The sequence below is a fragment of the Arthrobacter sp. zg-Y919 genome, from assembly GCF_030142045.1.
Classification (GTDB): domain Bacteria; phylum Actinomycetota; class Actinomycetes; order Actinomycetales; family Micrococcaceae; genus Arthrobacter_B.
Map to the genome: position 1 here is coordinate 855,866 of NZ_CP126242.1, position 21,570 is coordinate 877,435.

A 21,570-nucleotide genomic window follows, 5' to 3' on the forward strand; every position below is an offset into this window, starting at 1 on the left:
TACCGATTGGCACACCTGCTTGGTGCTGAAAACCTCAGCATTTCCTTTGGCACGCGCACCATCCTCGACGGGGTTTCCCTGGGCCTGGAAGAGGGGGACCGCATTGGCGTCGTCGGCCGCAACGGCGACGGCAAGTCCACCCTGATGCGCCTGCTGGCCGAACGGCAGACGCCCGATGAGGGCCGGGTCACCCGCCGCCGCGACGTCACCGTTGGCTATCTGGACCAGTCCGACGTGCTCGACGGCGACCTCACCGTCGGCGAAGCGATCGTCGGTGACGCCGCAGACTACGAGTGGGCTTCCAACGCCCGGATCCGCGACGTGATGAGCGGGCTGATCCAGGAAGTGGACTGGAACGCCCGGGTTTCCTCGCTCTCCGGCGGGCAGAAGCGCCGTGTGGCACTGGCCAAGCTCCTGACCGGCGACGACGACGTCGTCATGTTGGACGAGCCCACCAACCACCTGGACGTGGAAGGCGTTGCGTGGCTCGCCAAGCACCTGAAGACCCGCTGGCGCTCAGATGCCGGCGGCCTGCTCGTGGTTACCCACGACCGGTGGTTCCTGGACGAAATCTGCACCCGCACGTGGGAAGTCCACGACGCGGTGATTGACCCGTTCGACGGCGGCTACGCAGCGTACGTGCTGGCCCGCGCCGAGCGCGACCGCATGGCCGGCGTCATCGAGGGCAAGCGCCAGCAGCTCGTGAAGAAGGAACTGGCCTGGCTGCGCCGCGGTGCCCCGGCCCGCACCGCGAAGCCCAAGTTCCGCATCGAGGCCGCGAACAACCTGATTGCCGACGTACCCGAACCGCGCGACACCCTCTCACTGAACAAGATGGCCACTGCGCGCCTGGGCAAAGATGTGCTTGACCTCGAGGAAGTGTCGCTGACCCTGGGCGACACCGAACTCTTCAAGAACATCACCCTGCGCCTGGCACCCGGTGAGCGGCTCGGCCTGGTCGGCGTCAACGGTGCCGGCAAGACCACCCTGCTGCGCCTGCTCAACGGCGAAATCGAGCCCACCAAGGGTCGGCTGAAGCGCGGCACGACCGTGCAGACCGCCGTGCTCACCCAGGAGGTCAAGGAGCTCGACGAGGTCGCGGACCTGCGCGTCATCGAGGTCATCGAAAACGAGAAGCGCGTCTTCAGCGTCGGCGGCAAGGAGGTTTCAGCCGGGCAGCTCGTGGAGCAGCTGGGCTTCAACCAGCAGCGCCAGTGGACTCCGGTCCGTGAGCTCTCCGGCGGTGAGCGCCGCCGGCTGCAGCTGCTGCGCCTGCTCGTGGGCGAACCCAACGTGCTGATGCTCGATGAGCCCACCAATGACCTGGACACGGACACCCTTGCCGCGGTCGAGGACGTGCTGGACGGCTGGCCCGGAACCCTCGTGGTGGTCTCGCACGACCGGTACCTGCTCGAGCGCGTCACCGACCACCAGATGGCACTGCTCGGCGACGGCAAGCTGCGCGGCCTGCCCGGCGGCGTGGACCAGTACCTGGAACTGCGTAACGAAGCGCTGGCCGCCAACTCTTCCGCGTCGACTGCAGCGCGGGGCTCCTCGCAGGCGGCCCGTGCGGCTGCGGCAGGGTCCTCCCGTCCCGGCGGTTCCTCCGCCTTCACTGCACCCTCCGGCGGCGGAACGGCGACGGCGCTGGCCGGTTCGGGTGCTTCGGAAGCCGAGAAGCGGGCCGCGAAGAAGGACCTGACCCGGATCGAACGCCAGCTGAGCAAGCTCACCGCGCAGGCCGAGAAGATCAACGCCCAGATGAATGAGGCGACGCAGAAGTCCGGCGGCGCCGACTTTGAACTGATCGGCGAGCTCAACGCCAAGCTGCAGGCCGTCGCGGCCGAGCAGGAGGGCCTCGAAATGCAGTGGCTGGAGGCGTCGGAGATCCTCGAATAGGGCGCAGCGTGCGGTTCTGCTGCCGTTTTGCTGTTCTGCTGCCGGGTTAAACCGGCAGCAGAATCCCGAAGCGGCGGGAGAAAGCGGCAGCTAGCCCAGCAGGCGCGGCAGGAGGTACTCGCTAAGCAGCGGGGACAGGTCGGTGCGTTCCGCCGCGTCCGCAGGTGCGGCCCAGAGGATTTCCTCGATCTCCGCAGCCGCGGCCGGGGGAGCGCTGCCTGCGGGCAGGGTCCAGCCAAACAGGCCCGCGTCTATGGAGGTGTTTTCCTCGTTCGCGGCCGGTCCGTACCAGCTGCCCAGGTCTTCAAGATCCTCTGCGGCAACCGCCAGTCCAAGTTCTTCGCGTACCTCCCGGACGGCGGCCTGCACGAAGGTCTCCCCGGGCTCCAGTTTTCCGCCAGGCTGCATAAAGCGCGAGGTTCCGCGTTTGCGCACCAGCAGGATGCGGCCGGCGTCGTCCCTGACCAGGACCGCCGAAAGCCGAAGGACGGCGGTGCCGTCACCGCCGGCGCGGGCGCCGTCCAGGTCAGGCGGCATATGGGAAAGCCGGGGATCCTTTTGCAGGCCCGCGAGGCCGTTCCAGGACAGGTTCACCAGATGCGCAGCCACGGCGGCCTTGTCCGGGGAGCGGGTATCCAGCCACCACTGGCCGGTCATGGCAACCATGCCCACCAGCATCTGCGCGTACATGCCACCCACCTCGGCGCTCAGGCCGCGGCTGCCGAACTCCTTGGACAGGATGTGTTCCACGTGCCGGGTGATCGTGGACAGCAGGGTGGAGAATGTTCCCTCCGGCTGCGACGGCGGCGCGTCCCGGGTGAGGATCCGGAAACCGTCGGTGTGTTTTTCGATGTAGTCCAGCAGGGCGTAGGCCGCACGTTCCAGCAGGACCCGGGGACCGGCGTCGGCGCTGAGGGACTCGGTCATCACGTCCAGCAGGCGGCGGAACTCAATGTCCACCACCTCGGTGTACAGGCCCTCTTTGGAACCGAAGTGTTCGTAGACCACCGGTTTGGAGACGCCTGCCGCGGCCGCAATGTCCTCGATGGTGGCGCCGTCCAGTCCGCGCAGGGCAAAGAGCCCGCGTGCCACTTCGATCAGCTGGGCGCGCCGCTGGACGCCGGTCATGCGCAGGCGCGTTCCGCCGGCGGGAGTCTTTACCACCGGACCAGTCTACCCACGTGTCCCGTGGAGGGCCGTCGATGCCGCCGCGCCGGCCGTGCGCCCCGTCCCGCCCCCTGTCCCGCGCCGGCCGTGCCCTGGCTCTGCATCCTGTCCTGCTGCATGCTGCATGCTGCACCGCCCGCCCCGCATCCTGCCCCGCGCAGCCGCAGCCCAACTCGCGTCCGCATCGGCTCCCGTGGCAGACTAAACTCTTGTGTGCGTGGCTCGCCAGGCACATGATCCGCCCTGGTGTAATGGCAGCACCCCGGCCTTTGGAGCCGTGGAGTATAGGTTCGAATCCTATGGGCGGAACGCTATGCAGTGTGCCTGTGAAAGGCTGCCGCGCAGCAGATATACCCCGGCCGGACCACTAAGGAGCGCCATTTCGTGACCACCAACGATGCCCGATCCAGCGGAAACCCTCCGGGCAGTTTGTCGGCGGTGATCGTCCTTGCCGCCGGGGCCGGTACACGAATGAAGTCCCGGACCCCGAAAATCCTGCACCCCGTGGGCGGCATTTCGATGCTCGGCCATGCCCTCGCCGCGGCACAGGAGCTGCACCCCCGCTTCCTGGCGGTTGTCGTGCGGCACGAACGCGACATGGTGGCGGCACACGCCGCCGCACATGCGCCGGCCGCCGTCATCGTTGACCAGGACGAGATCCCCGGCACGGGCCGCGCGGTCCAGGTGGCGCTCTCGCAGCTGGACGCCGCCGCCGGGCTGGAAGGCACCGTCGTAGTGACCTACGGGGACGCCCCGCTCCTCGAAGCCCAGACACTGCGCAACCTGGTCGCGGTGCATGAAACGGACGGCAACGCCGTAACGGTCCTCACCGCCCGGCTGGCGGATCCCACCGGCTACGGACGCGTGCTGAGGGCGGAAGACGGCACGGTCACCGGCATCGTCGAGCACAAGGACGCCACCGACGAGCAGCGCGCCGTTCGCGAAATCAACTCCGGCATCTACGCCTTCGACGCCGCAGTCCTGCGCAGCGCGCTGGCATCGGTGACCACCTCCAACTCGCAGGGAGAGATGTACCTGACCGATGTCCTGGGCATCGCCCGCTCAGCCGGCGGCCGCATCAGCGCCGTTGCCACTGACGACACATGGCAGGTGGAAGGCGCTAACGACCGCGTCCAGCTCGCCGCCCTCAATGCCGAACACAACCGCCGCAATCTGGATAAATGGATGCGGGCCGGCGTGACCGTTGTGGATCCGGCCACGACCTGGATCGACTCGACCGTGACCCTGGCCGAAGACGTCACCATCCTGCCCGGCACCCAGCTGCATGGCGCCACGACCATCGCCCGGGACGCCGTCGTCGGACCGGACACCACGTTGACGGACGTGTCCGTAGGGGAGGGGGCAAGCGTGGTCCGGACCCACGGCAGCAATGCCGTCCTTGGCGCCGGCAGCAGCGTGGGGCCCTTCGCCTACCTGCGTCCGGGAACCGTACTGGGTGCGGACGGAAAAATCGGCACCTTCGTGGAAACCAAGAACGCCAACATCGGCGCCGGGTCCAAGGTTCCCCACCTTTCCTATGTGGGGGATGCCACAATCGGCGAGCAGTCCAACATCGGTGCCGCGTCCGTCTTCGTGAACTACGACGGCGTGAACAAGCACCATACGACCATCGGGTCCCACGTACGCATGGGCAGCGACAACATGTATGTAGCCCCCGTCACGGTAGGCGACGGCGCGTACAGTGGAGCTGGAACGGTGGTCCGCAAGGACGTCCCGGCCGGCTCCCTGGCCATCAACGTGGCGCCCCAGCGCAACCTCGACGGCTGGGTGCTGACCAACCGTCCGGGCACCGCGGCAGCCGACGCGGCGGCCGCGGCCAACGCTTCCGCTACGGCCACTGATTCCACAACCTCTTCCGCCGATACTGATTCCCCCACGCGAGAAAGCGATCATTAATGAGCAGCGAGATCACCGCACAAGGTGAAAAGAAGCTTGTCCTTGCCACTGGCCGGGCACACCCGGAACTGGCCGAGGAGATCGCCCGCTGCCTTGACACGGAGCTGCTGCCGCTGGCCTCCTACGACTTCGCCAACGGCGAGATCTATGTCCGTCCCGGCGAGAGTGTCCGCGGCACCGATGCCTTCGTCATCCAGGCGCACCCGGCACCGATGAACAACTGGCTGATGGAACAGCTGATCACCGTTGACGCACTGAAGCGGGCCTCCGCCAAGCGCATCACCGTGGTTTCCCCGTTCTACCCGTACGCCCGGCAGGACAAGAAGGGACGCGGCCGCGAGCCGATTTCCGCCCGCCTGATTGCCGACCTGTACAAGACCGCCGGCGCGGACCGCATCATGAGCGTTGACCTGCACACCTCGCAGATCCAGGGCTTCTTCGACGGCCCCGTGGACCACCTGATGGCCATCCCGCTGCTGGCAGACTACATCCGCACCCGCGTGGATGTCTCCAACGTCACGGTGGTCTCCCCGGACACCGGGCGCGTCCGTGTTGCCGAGCAGTGGGCGGAACGCCTCGGCGGCTCGCCGCTGGCGTTCGTGCACAAGAGCCGCGACCTGACCGTCCCGAACCAGGCTGTATCCAAGCAGGTCGTGGGACAGGTCGAGGGGCGTACCTGCGTGCTGATCGACGACATGATCGACACCGGCGGCACCATCGCCGGCGCCGTGCGCGTCCTCAAGGAAGCCGGTGCCAAGGATGTCATCATCGCGGCCACCCACGCCGTGTTCTCGGATCCGGCAGCCCGTACCCTGGCCGAGTCCGGTGCCCGCGAAGTAGTGGTCACCAACACCCTGCCGATCCCGGCCGCCAAGCGCTTCGACCAGCTGACGGTGCTGTCGATCGCACCGCTGATCGCCCGGGCCATCAAAGAGGTCTTCGAAGACGGGTCCGTCACGAGCCTCTTCGACGGCAAGGCCTAGGCACTGTCCGTTTGATCCACCGCCCGCCCGGACCCGGAGTAACCGGCGTTCGGGCGGGCGGACTTGTGCTGGTAGCATTGAGACCGATGCCTAGGCGAGGGAGCGGCCCGGAGAATTCCGGCCGAACTCCGTTATCGACGGTGGCTGGCAACTTCTGGCCGTACACAGGGACCCTCCGGTCCGTACGGTGGAGTGTTCCGAAACCGGCGCCTGAGGCAACCACGGAACACCACTTACAGGAGTAGCAATGTCTGAGCAGAAGCTCGCAGGAACCGCCCGCACCGAGTTCGGCAAGGGAGCAGCCCGCAAGGCCCGCGCCGCCGGCCAGATCCCGGCAGTCATCTACGGCCACGGCGCCGATGTTATGCACATCCTGCTGCCGGCCAAGGCCACCACGCTGGCTGTCCGCACCTCCAACGCCCTGCTGGAAATCGACGTCGACGGCGAGTCCCACCTGGCCCTGGCCCGCGACATCCAGCGCGATCCGATCAAGCAGATCATCGAGCACATCGACCTCCTGACCGTCCGTAAGGGCGAAAAGGTCGAGGTCGAGGTCAACATCCACGTTGAGGGCGAACTGGCTGCAGGCGACTCGGTCTACAACCAGGAAGCCAACACGGTCCTGGTTGCTGCCGACGCCACCAACCTGCCGGAAACCATCGTGGTCAGCATCGAAGGCCGCAAGGCCGGCGAGCACATCTACGCCTCGGACCTCGTACTGCCTGCCGGCGTCGAGCTCCTGCTGGATCCCGAAACCATGATCATCAACATCTCCGAGCCCACCGTGCAGGACCTTGGCGCTCCGTCCGACGAGCAGGTTGCTGTTGCAGCTGCTGAAGTTGGCGCTGAAGCGTAATTCACTTCCGGGGTCTGCTCCCCGCAGCGGAGCCGTCCGGTTCTCATCGAAGGAGCAGTACCCGCAGTGAACAGTAACACCTGGCTTGTAGCCGGGCTCGGAAACCCCGGGCCCGGCTACAGCCGTAACCGGCACAATGTCGGCCAAATGGTTTTGGACGAACTGGCCCTCCGCATGGGCGGAAAATTCAAGGTCCACCGCTCGCACGCGTCCATTGTCGAAGGACGCCTCGGCATCGGCGGTCCACGCGTGGTGCTAGCGAAGCCGCTGACCTATATGAACCTGTCCGGGGGCCCCGTATCCTCTCTGGCCCGCTTCTTCGATATTGACCCGGAGCAGGTGGTGGCGGTCCACGACGAGATCGATATCCCCTTCAACACCGTCCGGCTCAAGCGCGGCGGCGGAGAGGGTGGCCACAACGGTCTCCGGGACATCAGCAAAGCCCTGGGTACCAAGGATTACCTGCGGGTCCGGGTGGGCGTCGGCCGTCCCCCGGGACGTATGGACACGGCCGACTACGTACTCAAGGACTTCTCGGGGACCGAGGCGAAGGAACTTCCGTTCCTCGTCGGCGATGCTGCGGACGCTGTCGAACTCCTCCTGACGGAGGGGTTGACGGCCGCCCAGCAGAAATTCCACGGCGCCGGGTCCTGACTCTTTGGCCTAGGTATCAGCGGGGCAGAATGGAGTAGTTTTCCAGCGTCCCGAATAGCGGGGAAGCATTGTTTCGGTTCCGTTACCCGGCCTAAAATGGAGCCAGCCTGAAGGGCTCCCAAAGCGGGGCCGACGTCGGGAGGCCTCCGAGACTGGGCCACCCCCATCCCGGCGTCGGTCCCTTATTCTGTTCCCGCGACCAGCCGCTCCCTCCTGCATCTAGACGCTGCCCCGGGCCGGGCGTATGCTCCAGTCCACCGAGCAGTTGCTACCAAAAGCAGCCGGTGTCCGGAACCCGGATCCGGTGCGGGCGTTGTGGGGGGCGTGGGCTGGCTGATGAAAAGTGCGTTGAGCGTAGCTGAGCTTGTAGGGCGTGCAGAAATCATTGATGAGCTCTGCTCCGCACTCGCCGGCGGCGGCGCAGGCGCAGTGATCCTCGGACGTTCCGGAGTGGGCAAGACCGCGGTGCTCAACGCCGTGGCGGGCCGCCTCCAGGCCGACTTTCACATCGTCCCGGTGCGGGGCACCGCCATTGCCGCCGAGACACCTTATGGAGCCTTGGCCTACCTGATCAGCGGACTGCCTGAAGACGCGGCACACAATCCTGTGAAGCTGCTGCAGGACCTTAGCCGCTCCTTCGTGGCGCGGGCCGGGGGAAAGCGTGTCCTGGTGGCGGTGGACAACGCGGACCGGCTGGACCGGTTCACCATCATGGCCTTGTCCCAGTTGCTGCGGCGCGGGACCGTCGCCGTGGTGGCGGCTGCTTCCGTCCATTGGGAAGCCGACCCCGAACTGGTGCGCCTGTGGAGCGAAGGGCTGCTGGCGAGGGTTGATCTCGCGCTCCTCACCGAGCGGCAGACCCGCCAGCTGATGCAGCAGATACTGGGCGCGGCGGTCTCCGGGCTTGCGGCGGCCACTATGTGGCAGGAAACCGAGGGCAGCCCGCGGTTAATCCGGCTCATGACCAACGTCCAGGTCCACTCCGGAACGTTGGTCCGCAGGGAATCCACCTGGGTCCGCACGGCCCCCTTCACCCGCACCGGTGAGGTCAGTGAAGTCGTGGACACAGTTCTGGCCCGGCTGGACGCCCCTGAACGGCAGCTGGTGGAAGTCCTGGCGCTGTGCATCACCCTTCCCCTGCCCCGGGCCCTGGAACTGGTCCCGGCCGCGGCCCTTGATGCCCTCGAGGAGCAGCAGGTGATCTCCGTGGCCGGCAACCCGCCGCGGGTCCGGCTAAGCGGCGGAACCCCGGGGTCAGTCATAGCGGCGAGCATGGCACCGGGACGGAGGAGGGAACTGTGGGAGGACATGTCGCCCCGGATGGACCCCGCCGGGCTGGAAGCAGAGGAACTCACCGCCTACGTGGGCTGGGCCCTGTGCTGCGGTGAGGAGCCCGGCCCGTCCGTGGCCCTCCGCGCGGCGCGTGCGGCCAACGAACGGGCGGATGGGGCCGCCGCCCTCCGGTTTGTCCGCGCGGTGCCCGTCGGGACGCGCAGCCAGGAGCTGGTCTGTGAAGAGGTCCGTGCCCTGCACGGCGCCGGGAAGCTGGCGGAAGCACTCGCCGCCTTCAAACAGATCGAACCGCGGCTGTCCCCTCAGGAGCGGGCGGGCTACGTGCCCCTGCAGCTGCTGCACAGCCAGACGCTTGCCCGTGTGCCGGGAGCCGGTGACCCTTTGGAGCCGCTGCTGGCAGTGGAGGGATCCCGCCCGGCGGAAGGGGACCAGCCGGAGCTGGCTGCGGCCCTGATCCTGGCGCACAGCAGGCTCGCCGCTGACGGGGGCCGTGTCCGGGAGGTTCCGGACGAACTCTTCGGCCTGTCCGGGAAAGCGGAGCTGAAACCCTCCACCCGGATACATGCCGCCGCGCTGTCGGCGAATATCCTGGCCCTGTCCGGGCGGACAAGCGAAGCGCTGGATATTCTCGCGCAGCTGGGGGCGCCCAAGGATTATGCCCTCGGTCCCGGGAACGCCACGGAAGTCTGCACCCGCATCTTCGATACCTATGTCCTTTCGGGCGAGCTCGACCGGGCAGCGGATTTCGTCAAAGCCTTCGACAAGACCGGAATCCGGCCTTCCTATGCGGGCAGCGCCGGTGAACTGGCGGTGGCGGTCCTGGCCGCCTGGCAGGGGCAGGACGGTGCCGCCCGGGAAGCACTTACCGGCGGCATGGGGCAGCTCAGGGTCCACGATCCGCACGATATGCTCCCACTTGCCCGCACCCTGTCTGCCTACCTCAACCGGGAGCGGCACGCTGAATCCGGCGAAAGCCTGAACCAGGCACACAACGCGAAGCAAAACTCCGGCTACTTCCGGGGATTCCTGATCCGCTATTTCGCTCTCCAGGCCGGGAACAACGATGCCGGGCTCCGCTGCAGGCGGCTCCGCGAGGAAGCCGGGTCCGCCCAGGCTGCAGGTTACGCGGCGCCGGCGCTCCATTTCCTGGCGGCAGCCGTCCAGTCGGGGGACCGGCAGGCGGCCGCGGACCTCCTCGCGGCAGCGGACGACGCCGGCGGAAGGTTCGGTTCCCTGGTGTCGGACTTCGCCGCCGGCGTCCTCCACGATGATCCTTCCCTGCTCGTAAACGCCGCACAGGGTTTCCGGAACCTTGGACAGCACCTGTTGTGCCGTAGCGCCGCCCACGCGGCGGAGGAAAGCGCGGTGCACGGCAGTCCGGGGGAGCGCAGGGCACTGGCGAGGTCTGCCCGCGCCCTGGCAAACGCCAGTCTGCGGTCAATGCAGCACGTCGGCGGACGGGCGGAAACTCTGGCCGGATTGAGCGCATTCGAGGCGGATCTTGCGCACCGGGCCGTCACGCTGGCCACCACCACGCAGATCGCCGGGGAGTTGAACCTATCGCCCCGAACCATCGAGTGGCACCTGGGAAAGATCTTTGCGAAGCTCCACGTCTCCGGGCGTTCCGAACTTGCCGAGATCCTGGCCTAGGAACAGAAGGGCAGGGGAAGGGATGTACGGGTTGAACCCGAGGTCGCTGGCAGGCAGGGACACCATGCTTGTCGCCGTGCTCGAGAGCCTCCGCCGGCCACCCGGGCACGGGGCCGTCATCGCTGCGGAAGCCGGGATGGGCAAGACTGCGGTGGCTACGGCTGCCGTGCAGGAACTGCAGGGCCCCGTGTACTGGGTCTACTCAAGCCCGGCACTGAAGTCCGTACCGTACGGTGCGCTCGCAGCACTCCTGCCAGACCTCGCTCCGGGGCAGACCGGGTCTTCGCTGGCAGTGATGCGGGCGCTCATGGCGCGGTTCTTTCCGACGTCGCCGCCAGGGGGAGCACCCGCTTTCCAGCCGGGCCGGGAACCCCTGGTCGTCGTCGACGACGCGCACGACATCGACGGGTATAGCCTCGACCTCCTCGCCCAGCTCCTTGATGCCCGGTACATCAGGCTTCTTGTCCTCACCCAGGCGTTCGCGGACATTTCCGGCATCCTTCCGCACATGTGGGACGGGCAGCTGACCCGCCACCGGCTGCGGGCCCTGGCCGAACCGGAAGTCCTGCAGCTGTGCGAGCAGGAGCTTCAGGGGCAGGTCAGCACTACAGCCGCCGTCGAGTTGACCCGCCTGACCGGGGGGAACCCGATGTACCTGCTCGCGCTGATTGACGAGTCGGTCCGCAGCGGCTTCCTGGTTCAGCGGCACGGAGTCTGGGTAACGACCGAGAGCGAGCCTCCGGTGGGCGGGAGGGTCGGAGACCTCGTCAAGGCGCAGGTAAGGAGCCTCGGCCCCGCAGACCGCACAGCGATGGAGACAATCTGCCTTGCCGAACCGCTGCCCCTGCGGTCGGCTTTCCGGCTCGGCCTGCACGCCTCGGTGGACCGTCTCACGGAGGCCCTCCTTGTGGTGGTTTCAGGAGACCACGACGGCGGACAAACGCTGCGGCCCCTGCATCCCATCTATGGGGAAGTGGTCCGGTGGATGGTCCCGGCAGCGCGGAGCGCGCGTCTCCTGAAAGAACTGGAAAGCGTTCCGGCAGGGATGGGCCTGGGGGAGGAGGGGGTGCTCCGCCGGGTTTCCTGGTCGCTGGCACTGGGGGCGCCGGTCCCCGGGCGAGAGCTGCTGCGCGCGGCCGAAAGCGCAAACAACCGCTCGGATCCGCGGCTGGCCCTCCGGGCCGCTGCCGCAGTGGGGAGCGGCGAACTGCGGATCTGCGCACGGGTACAGGAGTCCCGCGCGTTGCTGCTGCTGGGTGAGACTGCCGCCGCAGCGGAAGCCCTGGAGGGGGTGCTTGAGCAGGCGCCGGATCTGCGCACCGTGAAACAGGCAATGATGGTTCATATCCAGCTGGCGTTGCAGTCGGCGGCGGCATCCGGGTGGGCGGTTCCCCTGGCACAGCGGTGGAACCGGGAAATTGACCGCCTTTCCGGACGCGAATCCTCCGACTCCGAGGAACGTGCCCGGGGCGGCGCGCAGATGCTCGATCTGCTCGGCCGGATCAGGAAAGGCGAGTATGCCCACACCGAACTGGAACTCGCGGAGCTCCTCCGCAGTGCCCGTGCGGGTGGCCACACAGAGGCGGTCGTCATGGCCGAGGCCATGATGGCCGAAGTCCTGGTGGCAACCGGTCGCGCCCAATCAGCGCTCGGACATAGTACGGCCGCCATGGAACTGCTGCGGGAAGGTACTTCCGGGTCCCGGCTCTTTGGTCCGTTTGTCCTGCACCGGCACCTCACGGTCCTGACGTGGCTGGGGGAATGGGAGCAGCTGCAGCAGTGCGTCGCCTCTGCGGATTCCCCCGACCAACGCACGCTGTTGCATTCCGGCGGCTTCGCAGACTTCTCCGTGGGGATTGGCCACCTGCGCGCCGGGTCCCTGGAAGATGCCGTAAAGGACTTTTGTGCAGCGGCCGAAGCAGCTGCGATCAATGATCCTGAAGGTATTCTCCCGCTGTCCCTGGCACTTGGCTCCTTTGCCGCAGGCAGCCTGGGCCACCGGGACCTCGCTTCGCGGCTGCTTGAAACCGCAGAGCGGACAGCCCCGCGGGGAGCCGAGCATTACCAGCTGCTGGCCGAAGGCATCCTGGCCGGTGGAAGGCTCGCCCGGAATTCAGACGATGCTGCCCTGCACGAACTGCGGAACGCGGCCGCCGCCGCGCAGGAGCGGTCATTCACCGCCACGGAATTCACCCTGCGCCATTTCGCGATGCGCATGGGTGATTTCTCCGATGCCGGGCGGCTGTTGAAGGTAACAGAAGGATTCGAAGGTCCGCAGGCGCCCGCGTTGAACCGGGTGGCGCGCGCCGTCGTCGACCAGGACAGTGCGGCGCTGGTGGCGCTGGCCTCGGACCCGGACCCGGAACTGGACCCGCAGCTGGCACGCCAGTGCCTGCTTGAAGCCCAGCGCCTTGCCCGCAGGAATGATGACCGTGTACTGCTGAACCGGATACAACGGCTGCTGGGGCGGAACGGCGGCGGCAGCCGCGGTGCGCTTCCCCAGCTGACCCGGCGGGAACGCGACGTCGCGGCGCTGGTAGCGGCCGGACAGCGCAACGCCGACATTGCCAAGGCATTGAAACTCTCCGTCCGGACCGTGGAAGGCCACATCTACCGGATCTACGAAAAGCTCGGGATCAGCCGCCGGGATGAACTGAAAGCCCGGTTCCCCCTGCTGGACCACCCCTCCGGCGGCTGGAGCCGACCGTTGCCGGCCGAGTAATTTGCTGCACAAACACCAGTAGCTTTTACTCGGGTGCCGCTGTTGGAGGGTTCGTAGCGTTAGAAGCGCAACTCAAGGTCCAACCGGACCGCAGCGGGCACATCCAGGGCACATCTGGCATTATCCAGAGCTCAACGGGCGGCCCACTGCACCGGTACCTCGGGTCCCATATACGGAGCCGGCGGCGTCGATGCCCTCTGAGACCGGGGCGTCCCCCCAGCCGCCGCCGGCTCCTTCCCGGAACATTCCATGGCGCTGCCCAATGGACGCTGGCCGATTTGGCGCCGGCTGACCCACAACGCTGACCCACTACAAGACCGTGACGCAACAGCGGCGGGTGACGCCGGCGGAGGAGCCGTTCGATGGAAGTTGCCGGACGCCCACTGCACCGTGAAGACAGCCGCCCCGAAGACAGCCGGAACCCCGGTAACGAAGCCGGTTTCCGTCCGGGCGTCCCTGTGCTGGCCCAGATGAAGTATGCCGCGGCCCGTGCAATTGAAGCACTCTCGGAAGGCAAGAGTGTTGTGGTCACGGGGGCACCGGGAACAGGTAAATCCACTGTTATGGCCGGCGTCCTGGCCGGCCTGGGCAGTGGTTATTCGGTGCTGCAGCTTCGCGGAGCAGCATCGTGGTCCGGCAGGCCGTTCGACGGACTGCTCTGGCTGTTGAGCGAGCTTCCGCCCGAGTCCCTCTCGGATCCGGTCTATGTCCTCCAATACGTCCGGAGCGTGTTCCGGGAAAGGGCGACCGGTCGCACGCTGGTTCTTGCCGTGGAGAACATAGAGGATCTGGATGGGGCAACCACTGCCGTCCTCCTTCAACTGTGCAGGGCGGGTTCGGCGCTCATCCTGTGCACCGTCCGGGACCTGTCCGCCTGCACCGGGGAATTCGTCCGGTGGTGGGCCGAAGACGGGGTGCATAAGGAGAGTCTCGAGGCGCTGCGTCCCAGTGGAACCCGCGCCTTGCTGGAGGGGTTGGCAGGAGGAGCGGTTTCGAGCCGGCTAGTGGCGCAGGTGCAGGCGAGAAGCCGGGGTAATCCGCTGCTCTCGGCATTGTTCCTCCGCGAACAAATGGACGCCGGGACGGTCCTGCGCAGGCGGGGGACCTGGGTATGGACGGGAGCGGTGTCATATTCCGGGGTACTGGCGGAACGGGTGGAGGCAGAGACCGGTGGACTGTCCGCGGAGGAACGGTACGCTGCGGACGTACTGGCCGTCAGCGGCTCCCTTCCGTTGCTCCAGCTTCTGGAGCTCGCCGACCCGCCGGCTGTGGAACGCCTGGAACAGGATCTCCTGATTGCCTCCGGTCCGGTCCGGACGGTTCAGCTTAAGGATCCGCTGCTTGCCGAGGCCGCGGCGGCACTGGTCGCGCCGACCCGTGCCGCGGAAATCCGGTCCCGGCTGGAGACAGTGCGGGAGCTGTATGCCTCCGGAGCCGGAAACGAACCGCAAACTGCTGCAGCGGCACGGACAGCCGCACTGAACGCCAGGGATCTGTCCCTGCGCGGGCGATGGGCAGAAGCCGCAGCAGCCGCACAGGTCTGCCGGGAATTGATGGAAAAATCCGCCGGGGCCGGAAGCTGGAGCCGGGAGCTGTTGTCGGAACTGTTTTGCGTGTACGTGCGCTGTGGCGACTTGCGGCAGGCCGCCGCCCTTCTGGCACAGACGGATGAGGCCGCCGTTGAACTCCATGGCGGCAACGATCTGTGCGAGGGCATTGTGCAGGTCCTCGGTGGGCGGGCGGACCGTGCGCTGGACTACCTGCAGCGGGCACTCGCCCAGCTCGAGGAGGAAGGCCCCGCAGACCTGCTTCCCCTCGCGGAAACGGCGGCAGCCTATGCATGCCTCCTGCTTAACGACGGCGATGCTGCCCGGGGTTATCTTGCGGCGGCGGACCAGGCATCCGGACTGGCCGATGCAGGGGTCTCCCAGCCGGGGGGAGGACTTGCCCGGCGCTTTGCCTGGCTGTGCGCTGCGCGCGGCGCGGCTTTCCACGGCGAAACAGAGAGGCCGGTGGACGTGGGTTCCGGCGGAGCCGGGGAAGACCTTTCCGGCGCCATGCTCGCACTGGCAACGGCGGCGCTGCAGGGCTGTGCGGATGCCGCCGTCGAACTTGGGGAAGCGGCGGCCGCCTGCAGCGGGGATGCAGCGGATTTGTACGCGGAACTGGCTGAGGGACTTGCCGCGTCCCGTCCCGCCAGCATGCTCCACGCCGCGGAGAGAGCGCATGGTCTGGGGCAATACCGGATGGCGTATGAGGCGGCCCGGGGAGCCTCCCGGCTGGCCCGCGAGCAGTCAGCGCGTTCCCTGCTCCGCGCCGCGCGACGGATCGAGAACGTCAGTTACCGGATGCTCAGTGCAGCACATTCGGTGGCCGACAGGCTGCCGGAACTGTCGGACTTTGAACGGGGACTGGCCCTGGAGGCGGCCGGCGGTAAAAGCAGTTCTCAGCTGGCTGCCAGCCTGCACCTGTCACCCCGGACCATCGACTGGCACCTGGGCCGCATCTTCCAGAAGCTGCGGGTGACGGGCCGTGCGGAACTGCGCGAGTGTCTCGAGCCGGAGCGCACGCAGCTCTGAATTGCTGCCGCCGATTGCGTGCGGGCACAGGGTTGCAAGTGGTTTGGACCCATGAATTACGTAGAGGGGCACTGGGTGAACCCTCGATTTCCAAGTAACCGCGTATTGCGACTAGGGAGCGCTACTCGTGTAGCACCCGGGGGCCCTTCCTACTCTGGTGCCCAGCAGCAGCGGCGGGTCCGCAGCGGCACCCGCATGGCGGTGGTGCCGTGCTGCGGATCCATCCCAGGAACCTGTTCCAGAACCGCTTGTACGTGAACCGAAAAACCTGAACCGACAGAAACCGGGTCTCAAAGTGCAGCCTCATGATGATCAGCCGTCCTTCAACCATCTATCCACTGCCGACCTGCCGGCCGCTGCAGTGAATGCTGCAGTGAACGCCGCGGCCCGGCAGGGGGCACAGTCCGCCGTCGTGGGCAGGACAGAGCTGCTGGAGGAAATCCTGCGGCACCTGTCGGGGGCCGCCCGGGGGTCCGGCTGCCTCCTGGTGGGGGAGGCGGGCATCGGCAAGACCGCCGTGATGCAGCACGTACTTCGAAACCTGCAGGAAGATACCTACATTGTGCAGGTGCGTGGCTCGGAGTTCGCGGGGCGTACGCCCTTCGGTGCGCTGACGTTCCTGCTCTCGGACCTGGACCCGGAGCTTTCCACCCATCCGGTGATGATCCTGCGCGGACTGACCAGGCTGGTTGCGGAACGTTCCGGCGGGCGGCCCGTCCTCCTGGCCGTGGACAACGCCGAGGAGCTTGACGAGTTCTCCGCCATGGTACTTACCCAGATGGTACTCAACCGCAGTGCGGGGATGCTCGTGGCGTTCCGCGACTTCAGTTCAGCTCCGGCGGAATTCGCCGGGCTGTGGCGTGACGGCATTCTCGCCCGGGTGGATCTTGAACCTTTGAGCGTGTCGGAAACCGCCGCGTATCTCGGTTCGCTGCTGGGAGGTACGGTCTCGCGGGCAGCTGCGGCCGCTGTCCATGGCTACGCCGGTGGCAACCCGCACCTGCTCTCCCTGGCACGGACGGACTTCCAGGACGCAGGACGGCTCCGGCAGCATAACGGCTGCTGGATCCTTGCACCAGGCCAGGAGCTGCACGGCGGACGGGTGGCCTCAGCAGTCATGGGCAGTCTTGCCGGCCTGACGCCCGCACAGACACGTTTGCTGCAGCTGCTGTCCATGGCGGAGTCGCTTCCGCTTCCTGTTGTCCTTTCGAGGCTGGACAGCCCGGACCTGGATGCATTGCAGGAACAGGGAATAGTCACCCTCGATGCACGTCCGGTTCCGGATGTGCTGATTACGAGCCCGGTAACGGCACGGTCTGTCCGTGCTGGACTGAGCCGTGCACGGCAGCGCCAGCTTTTCGAAGAACTCGCGCCGGCATTGAACGAGGGGCTGGTCCTGGATCCACTCGTCCTGGCCCGCTGGCTGAACGGAATCGGCGAACTGCCTGCCCCGGAGCTGGTGCTGCGGGCGGCGCGCCAGGCCACCGACTCGGGACAGCCGGAGGCCGCCGTCGGGTTGCTGTCAGCAGCCTTCGACGGGGAGGGGACTGCCGGGGCCGCCGTCGAGCTGGCGCGGGCGCGCACGGCACAAGGGGAATACGGGGCAGCCCTGGGAGTGCTTGCCCGCTTCCGCGGCAGCGACTCGGTTCCCTCGGCCGAGGACCGGATCCGGCTGCAGCTCGCCGAAGGACGGGTGCTGTGCATCCAGGCAACAGGGCTGCGCGACCCCCGCTCCACGGAGGCTCCCACGGAACCGGCCAGGATGCGGCACACGGACCTCTTCGAACAGGCGGAACGGGAAATCGGTGCGCTCGCCACAGCGGACGGGGCGGATACCGCTGATCTGGTGCGGGAACTGGTCCTGGCCCGCGCCGAATGCCACTCCGCCCACGGCCGGTTCCAGGCGAATGCCTCCTACCTTGCCGATCTCGAGATCGCCGATACGGACTTCCGGATCCTGCGGGCCGCCTGGCTATGCGAGGCCTGGAGCATGACCAACCGCCAGGACGACGCCGTTGAACAGGCTGCACGGGTGGAACGCCAGCTTCAGGGCGCCGGGCTCAGCACCGGAACACGTATCCGGGTAGTCAGCAGGCTGCTGCATACGTACGCGCTGGCGGGAGCGCTTCCGGCCTGCGAACGGCTGCTGGCACGGTCGGCTGCGGACGGCATGGAGGGAACGTACACCGAGTTGGCCGAGGGGTTGCTGCATGCCTTCGCCGGCAGGCCCGAGGCCGCGCTCGCCGCCCTGACTCCCGCCGTCAGCCAGTTGATGGCCAGCGGACCTGCCGCATTCCTTCCGCTGGCCGCGGCGGCGGCGGCGCACTGCCACGCGGCCGAGGGGCGGAGCGAGGAAGCCCGCCGCTACCTGCAGGTACAGCGTTCGGCGGCCGACGGCGGCCCCTGGGCGGTCCGGCGCGGTGCCCGGCATTTCGCGGCCCTCAGCGAAGCAGCGCTGGGATCGGAGACCGGCAGCGGACGCTTCTCATCCCTCGCCGCGCAGGACCACCGGCGGGGGGCCTACGCGTACGAACTCCTGGCCCGGTTTACCGCCATGCGGCTGGGGGATGAGGAGAGCCTGGATGATGTCCTCTCCGTGGCGGCGAACCAGCAGGGGGACTTCGCCGCGCTGTGCGAGCTGTACGCCAAAGGCCTGGGCAACGGGGACGCCCAGGTCCTGCTGCGGGCATCGGAGGTTGCCGCCGGGATTGGACACGTACTGTTGGCCCGGGAAATCTCCGAGCATGCCTTGGGGATCGCCTCCGGGGCAGGTGACCGGGCGACCGTACGTTTTATCCACCGCAGCCGCCGGGTGGCAGCCACCGATGCACCGCCCGAAGCCGCCGACGAGTTCCTTGGCGCGCTGACTGCCCGGGAGCGCTCCATTGCACGGAAGGCAGTGGCCGGCACGAGCAATAAGCAGATCGCCGAGGACCTGGGCATATCGGTGCGAACCGTCGAAGGGCATCTCTATCAGGTCTACTCCAAACTCCATGTCGGCAGCCGGCGGGAGCTCGCACGCACTATTGCTGAGCAGTCAGGGGCGAAGAAATGACGTATTGGGGGCAGGGCCGTCAGCTGTTCGGCCGGGACCGCGAACTTGCCGAAATCACTAACCGCCTGCTGGAACCGGGGCTGCGCGGCGTCGTCCTTCTCGGGGCCGAGGGGATCGGCAAGTCGTCGCTTGCAGAATTGGCAGCGGAACGGCTGGGCTCCATCATGGCTCCCTACTACGTGTGCGGAAGCCCCGTATTGTCACGGATGCAGTACGGCATCCTCTCCACCTATCTGGGTGCCGCCACAGCCGCTGAAATGGAGTCTCCGCTTGCGGTGCTGAGAGCGGTGCGGGCGCATTTCCAGCGGCTTGCGGAAACCAGTGGGATGCAGACCCTGCTGGTGGTGGACAATGCCCAGCACATTGACGAGGCCAGCGCCCACCTGCTCAGCCAGCTGGCCATGTCGGGGGAACTGCGGCTGATGGTTATTTCCCGGGCACGGGCACCAAGGATCCACGAGCTGCTCTCGCTGGCACGGGATGGTCTGCTGGCGCGGATAGACCTGGGTCCGTTGCCCCGCCAGGCAGTTCATGAGTTCTGTGTGAGCGTCCTCGGCGGGCCGGTGCTGCAGGCATCCAGTACCCTGCTGAGCCGGATGTCCGGCGGCAATCCGCTCTACGTCAAGGAACTGATGGCGCGCGCCCGGCGGCAGAAGCGGTTGATGGAGGTGAACGGGGCCTGGTACCTGACGGAGGAGCCGGACAGCCTCGACACCTCGCTGGTGGATCTGGTCAAGGGCATGCTTGCTTCCCGCAGCCCGGCGGAACGCCACGTCCTCGAGACCGTTGCCCTCGCCGAGCGCCTGCCGCGTTCCATCGTGTCTTCCGTCTCCGACGAAGAAGCCGTGCGCTCGTTGGTGATCGACGGCATCCTGGAGATCCTGCCGGACCGGGACGAATCGGCGCACCTCGTGCAGCCGCTGCATGAAGACATTATCCGCAGCCTGGTCCCGGCGGCCCGCAGCGCCGAAATCCGTGCCCGGATCATGGAACGCTACCACCCCGGATCGCTGCAGGATCCCGGCGGGCCGGCAGCCCTGGACGCCCTGCTCCGCCACGCCGAGTGGGCAATGGACTGCGGCGAACGGCTTGCCCCGGAGGACCTGCTCGCGGCTGCCCGGGCGGCAAACGGGATGGGGGACGCTGCAAGGGGCCAGCGTTTCGCGTCCGCCGTGGATTCCCTTCCCCTCCGCAGGGCGGCGGAAGTGGAGGTTGCCGCTGCCTATGTATGGCAGGGCAGCTACGGCCTGGCCCGCACGCACCTGGAAGCCCTGGCGGCCGTGGCTGACGACGCCGGCCCCTGGGATGAGCGCAGCCTTCAGCGGGGGGCTTTCACCACCGCGATGATGCTCCGCCAGACCAACGCGCAGAGCACGGATGTGAACGCCCTGGCACACAGATGGATCGAAGTGGCGACAGGGCTGGTCCCGAAGGACGCGGCGTCCGCCCAAACCCCTCCCGGGGTGTCCGCCGGTGCGGGGGTGCTTACCGCCGCCGCGCTGATCCTCGACGGCGCGTATACCGAAGCCTGCAGCCGGCTGGCTGCGCTCGCCGCGGAAGAGGGTGAGCCGCAGACAATAGGCGACGCCGAGCGGGCACTGCTCATCCACGGGCTCTATGCGGAAGTCCTGGCGGCGTGCGGCGAGGTGGGGCAGGCGCTGCAGCAGGCGCAGGCCGCCACCAATCTGCTCGACGCCAGCGCCGGGCAGCTGAGGAGCTACTCGGGATTCGTGTTCGTACGCCATGCCCTGGCCCTGCTGCACGGCGGCCGGTTCGCCCAGCTGGAACAACTCATCACCCGGATGCATAACGGACCCCGCCACCTGCTGACCCTGCTGGGTGGAACGCTCGGCGTTTTCGAGGCGGCACTGGAAATCCACCGGGGCAGGCTGCATGAAGGGCTGCGGCGGCTCCGGCCGGCAGTGGAAGCACTGCGGGGGAGGGATCCTGAGTCGCTGCTTCCCTATGCGCTTGGACTGGCCGGCTACGCGTCAACGGTGGTCGGGGACGGCACCCCCGCCGCGGGGTTCGGGACCCAGGTGCACTCCGCCGGGTATACGGGTCCGCCGCATTTGTGGCTCACGGCTCAGGCGTACGCGGCGGCGGCTGAAGCTTCGCAGGCCACCGAGGGGCCCACCACCGGCGCGCTTGCCGGCCTTGCCGCCGAGGCGCGGGAGGCGGGACTCCGCAGCACTGAAAAGGACATCCTGGAACTGTGCCTCGCGGTGGGCGATCTGGGGCAGGTCACCCGGCTGGCCGAGTTGACGGCGGACTTCGAAGGAGGGGAAGCACAGGCACTGCATGCCTACGCCGCGGCAGTTGCTTCCGGCAATCCGGACCGCATGGTGGCGGCAGCGGAGGACGCCATCCGCGCCCAGAAGTACCTGGTCGCCGTGGAGAGCATTGGACACGCCATCCGGTTCTACGGGAACCACGGCAACCTGCGCCGGCAACGCGCGCTCATCCAGCAGCTGCGCCGGCGGCGGGAGGAACTGGCCGGAGTAACGGTGTCGTATCTGAGCCCGTCCCTGCATCTGGTCCGCCTGACCCGGCGGGAGCACGAAATCGTGGACCTGCTGCTCTCCGGGGCGACCACCAAGGACATCGCTGCGCACTTCACCCTGTCGCAGCGGACCGTGGAGGGGCACGTGTACCGGATCTACGTAAAGCTGGGCATCAGCCGCCGGGCGGATCTGGAATCGGCGTACCGTGCGCTGGAGCCGGGCCCGCGCAGCGGCTCCCTGTTGTAGCTCCGGCACGGGCGCCCACTAAGGCTGCACTCACATGCGGCCGGT

11 protein-coding genes, 1 tRNA gene and 1 pseudogene are annotated in these 21,570 nt (G+C 67.5%); 11 read left to right on the top strand and 2 right to left on the bottom strand.

Annotated features, from left to right (window positions below; translation table 11 throughout):
- Positions 1–6: 6 nt before the first annotated feature.
- Positions 7–1,899, top strand: coding sequence for an ABC-F family ATP-binding cassette domain-containing protein (locus QNO10_RS04080; protein ID WP_229949697.1), 1,893 nt, complete (start codon positions 7–9; stop codon positions 1,897–1,899).
- A 90-nt stretch (positions 1,900–1,989) separates the two neighbouring features.
- Here the strand turns inward: QNO10_RS04080 and QNO10_RS14610 are convergent, their stop codons facing one another.
- Together QNO10_RS14610 and QNO10_RS14615 are read right to left on the bottom strand one after the other, a co-directional pair.
- Positions 1,990–2,436, bottom strand: coding sequence for an NUDIX hydrolase (locus QNO10_RS14610; RefSeq protein WP_229949805.1), 447 nt, complete (start codon positions 2,434–2,436; stop codon positions 1,990–1,992).
- Positions 2,437–2,442: 6 nt separating this feature from the next.
- Positions 2,443–3,027, bottom strand: a pseudogene (locus QNO10_RS14615) (TetR/AcrR family transcriptional regulator); the annotation flags it as partial.
- Positions 3,028–3,303: 276 nt separating this feature from the next.
- On the opposite strand from QNO10_RS14615, the gene QNO10_RS04095 reads away from it, so the two are divergent.
- The 10 genes from QNO10_RS04095 to QNO10_RS04140 all read left to right on the top strand — a co-directional run bounded on the left by QNO10_RS04095 (position 3,304) and on the right by QNO10_RS04140 (position 21,525).
- A tRNA-Gln gene (locus tag QNO10_RS04095) sits at positions 3,304–3,375 on the top strand.
- Between the two features lie 75 nt (positions 3,376–3,450).
- Positions 3,451–4,983 carry a bifunctional UDP-N-acetylglucosamine diphosphorylase/glucosamine-1-phosphate N-acetyltransferase GlmU gene (gene glmU, locus QNO10_RS04100; RefSeq protein ID WP_283995893.1) on the top strand — a complete coding sequence of 511 codons (1,533 nt, stop codon included), beginning with the start codon at positions 3,451–3,453 and terminating at the stop codon, positions 4,981–4,983.
- Positions 4,983–5,966 (top strand): ribose-phosphate diphosphokinase, encoded by a 984-nt coding sequence (locus tag QNO10_RS04105; RefSeq protein ID WP_229949700.1) that lies wholly within the window; start codon positions 4,983–4,985, stop codon positions 5,964–5,966. Before glmU ends, QNO10_RS04105 begins: the two co-directional genes overlap by 1 nt.
- 247 nt (positions 5,967–6,213) lie before the next feature.
- On the top strand, positions 6,214–6,822 hold the full coding sequence (locus QNO10_RS04110) for a 50S ribosomal protein L25/general stress protein Ctc (protein ID WP_229949702.1): 609 nt from the start codon (positions 6,214–6,216) through the stop codon (positions 6,820–6,822).
- A 66-nt stretch (positions 6,823–6,888) separates the two neighbouring features.
- Positions 6,889–7,476 (top strand): aminoacyl-tRNA hydrolase, encoded by a 588-nt coding sequence (gene pth, locus QNO10_RS04115; RefSeq protein WP_229949705.1) that lies wholly within the window; start codon positions 6,889–6,891, stop codon positions 7,474–7,476.
- 348 nt (positions 7,477–7,824) lie between these two features.
- On the top strand, positions 7,825–10,419 hold the full coding sequence (locus tag QNO10_RS04120) for a helix-turn-helix transcriptional regulator (protein ID WP_229949706.1): 2,595 nt from the start codon (positions 7,825–7,827) through the stop codon (positions 10,417–10,419).
- Positions 10,420–10,450: 31 nt separating this feature from the next.
- Entirely contained in the window at positions 10,451–13,141 is a 2,691-nt protein-coding gene (locus tag QNO10_RS04125) for a helix-turn-helix domain-containing protein (RefSeq protein ID WP_229949708.1), read from the top strand.
- A gap of 362 nt (positions 13,142–13,503) precedes the next feature.
- Positions 13,504–15,720 (top strand): LuxR C-terminal-related transcriptional regulator, encoded by a 2,217-nt coding sequence (locus QNO10_RS04130; protein ID WP_229949710.1) that lies wholly within the window; start codon positions 13,504–13,506, stop codon positions 15,718–15,720.
- Between the two features lie 295 nt (positions 15,721–16,015).
- Entirely contained in the window at positions 16,016–18,775 is a 2,760-nt protein-coding gene (locus QNO10_RS04135) for a helix-turn-helix transcriptional regulator (RefSeq protein ID WP_229949712.1), read from the top strand.
- Complete coding sequence (locus QNO10_RS04140) at positions 18,772–21,525, top strand: helix-turn-helix transcriptional regulator (protein WP_229949714.1); 2,754 nt, start codon at positions 18,772–18,774, stop codon at positions 21,523–21,525. The genes QNO10_RS04135 and QNO10_RS04140 overlap by 4 nt, the downstream gene beginning before the upstream one ends.
- Positions 21,526–21,570: the final 45 nt, after the last annotated feature.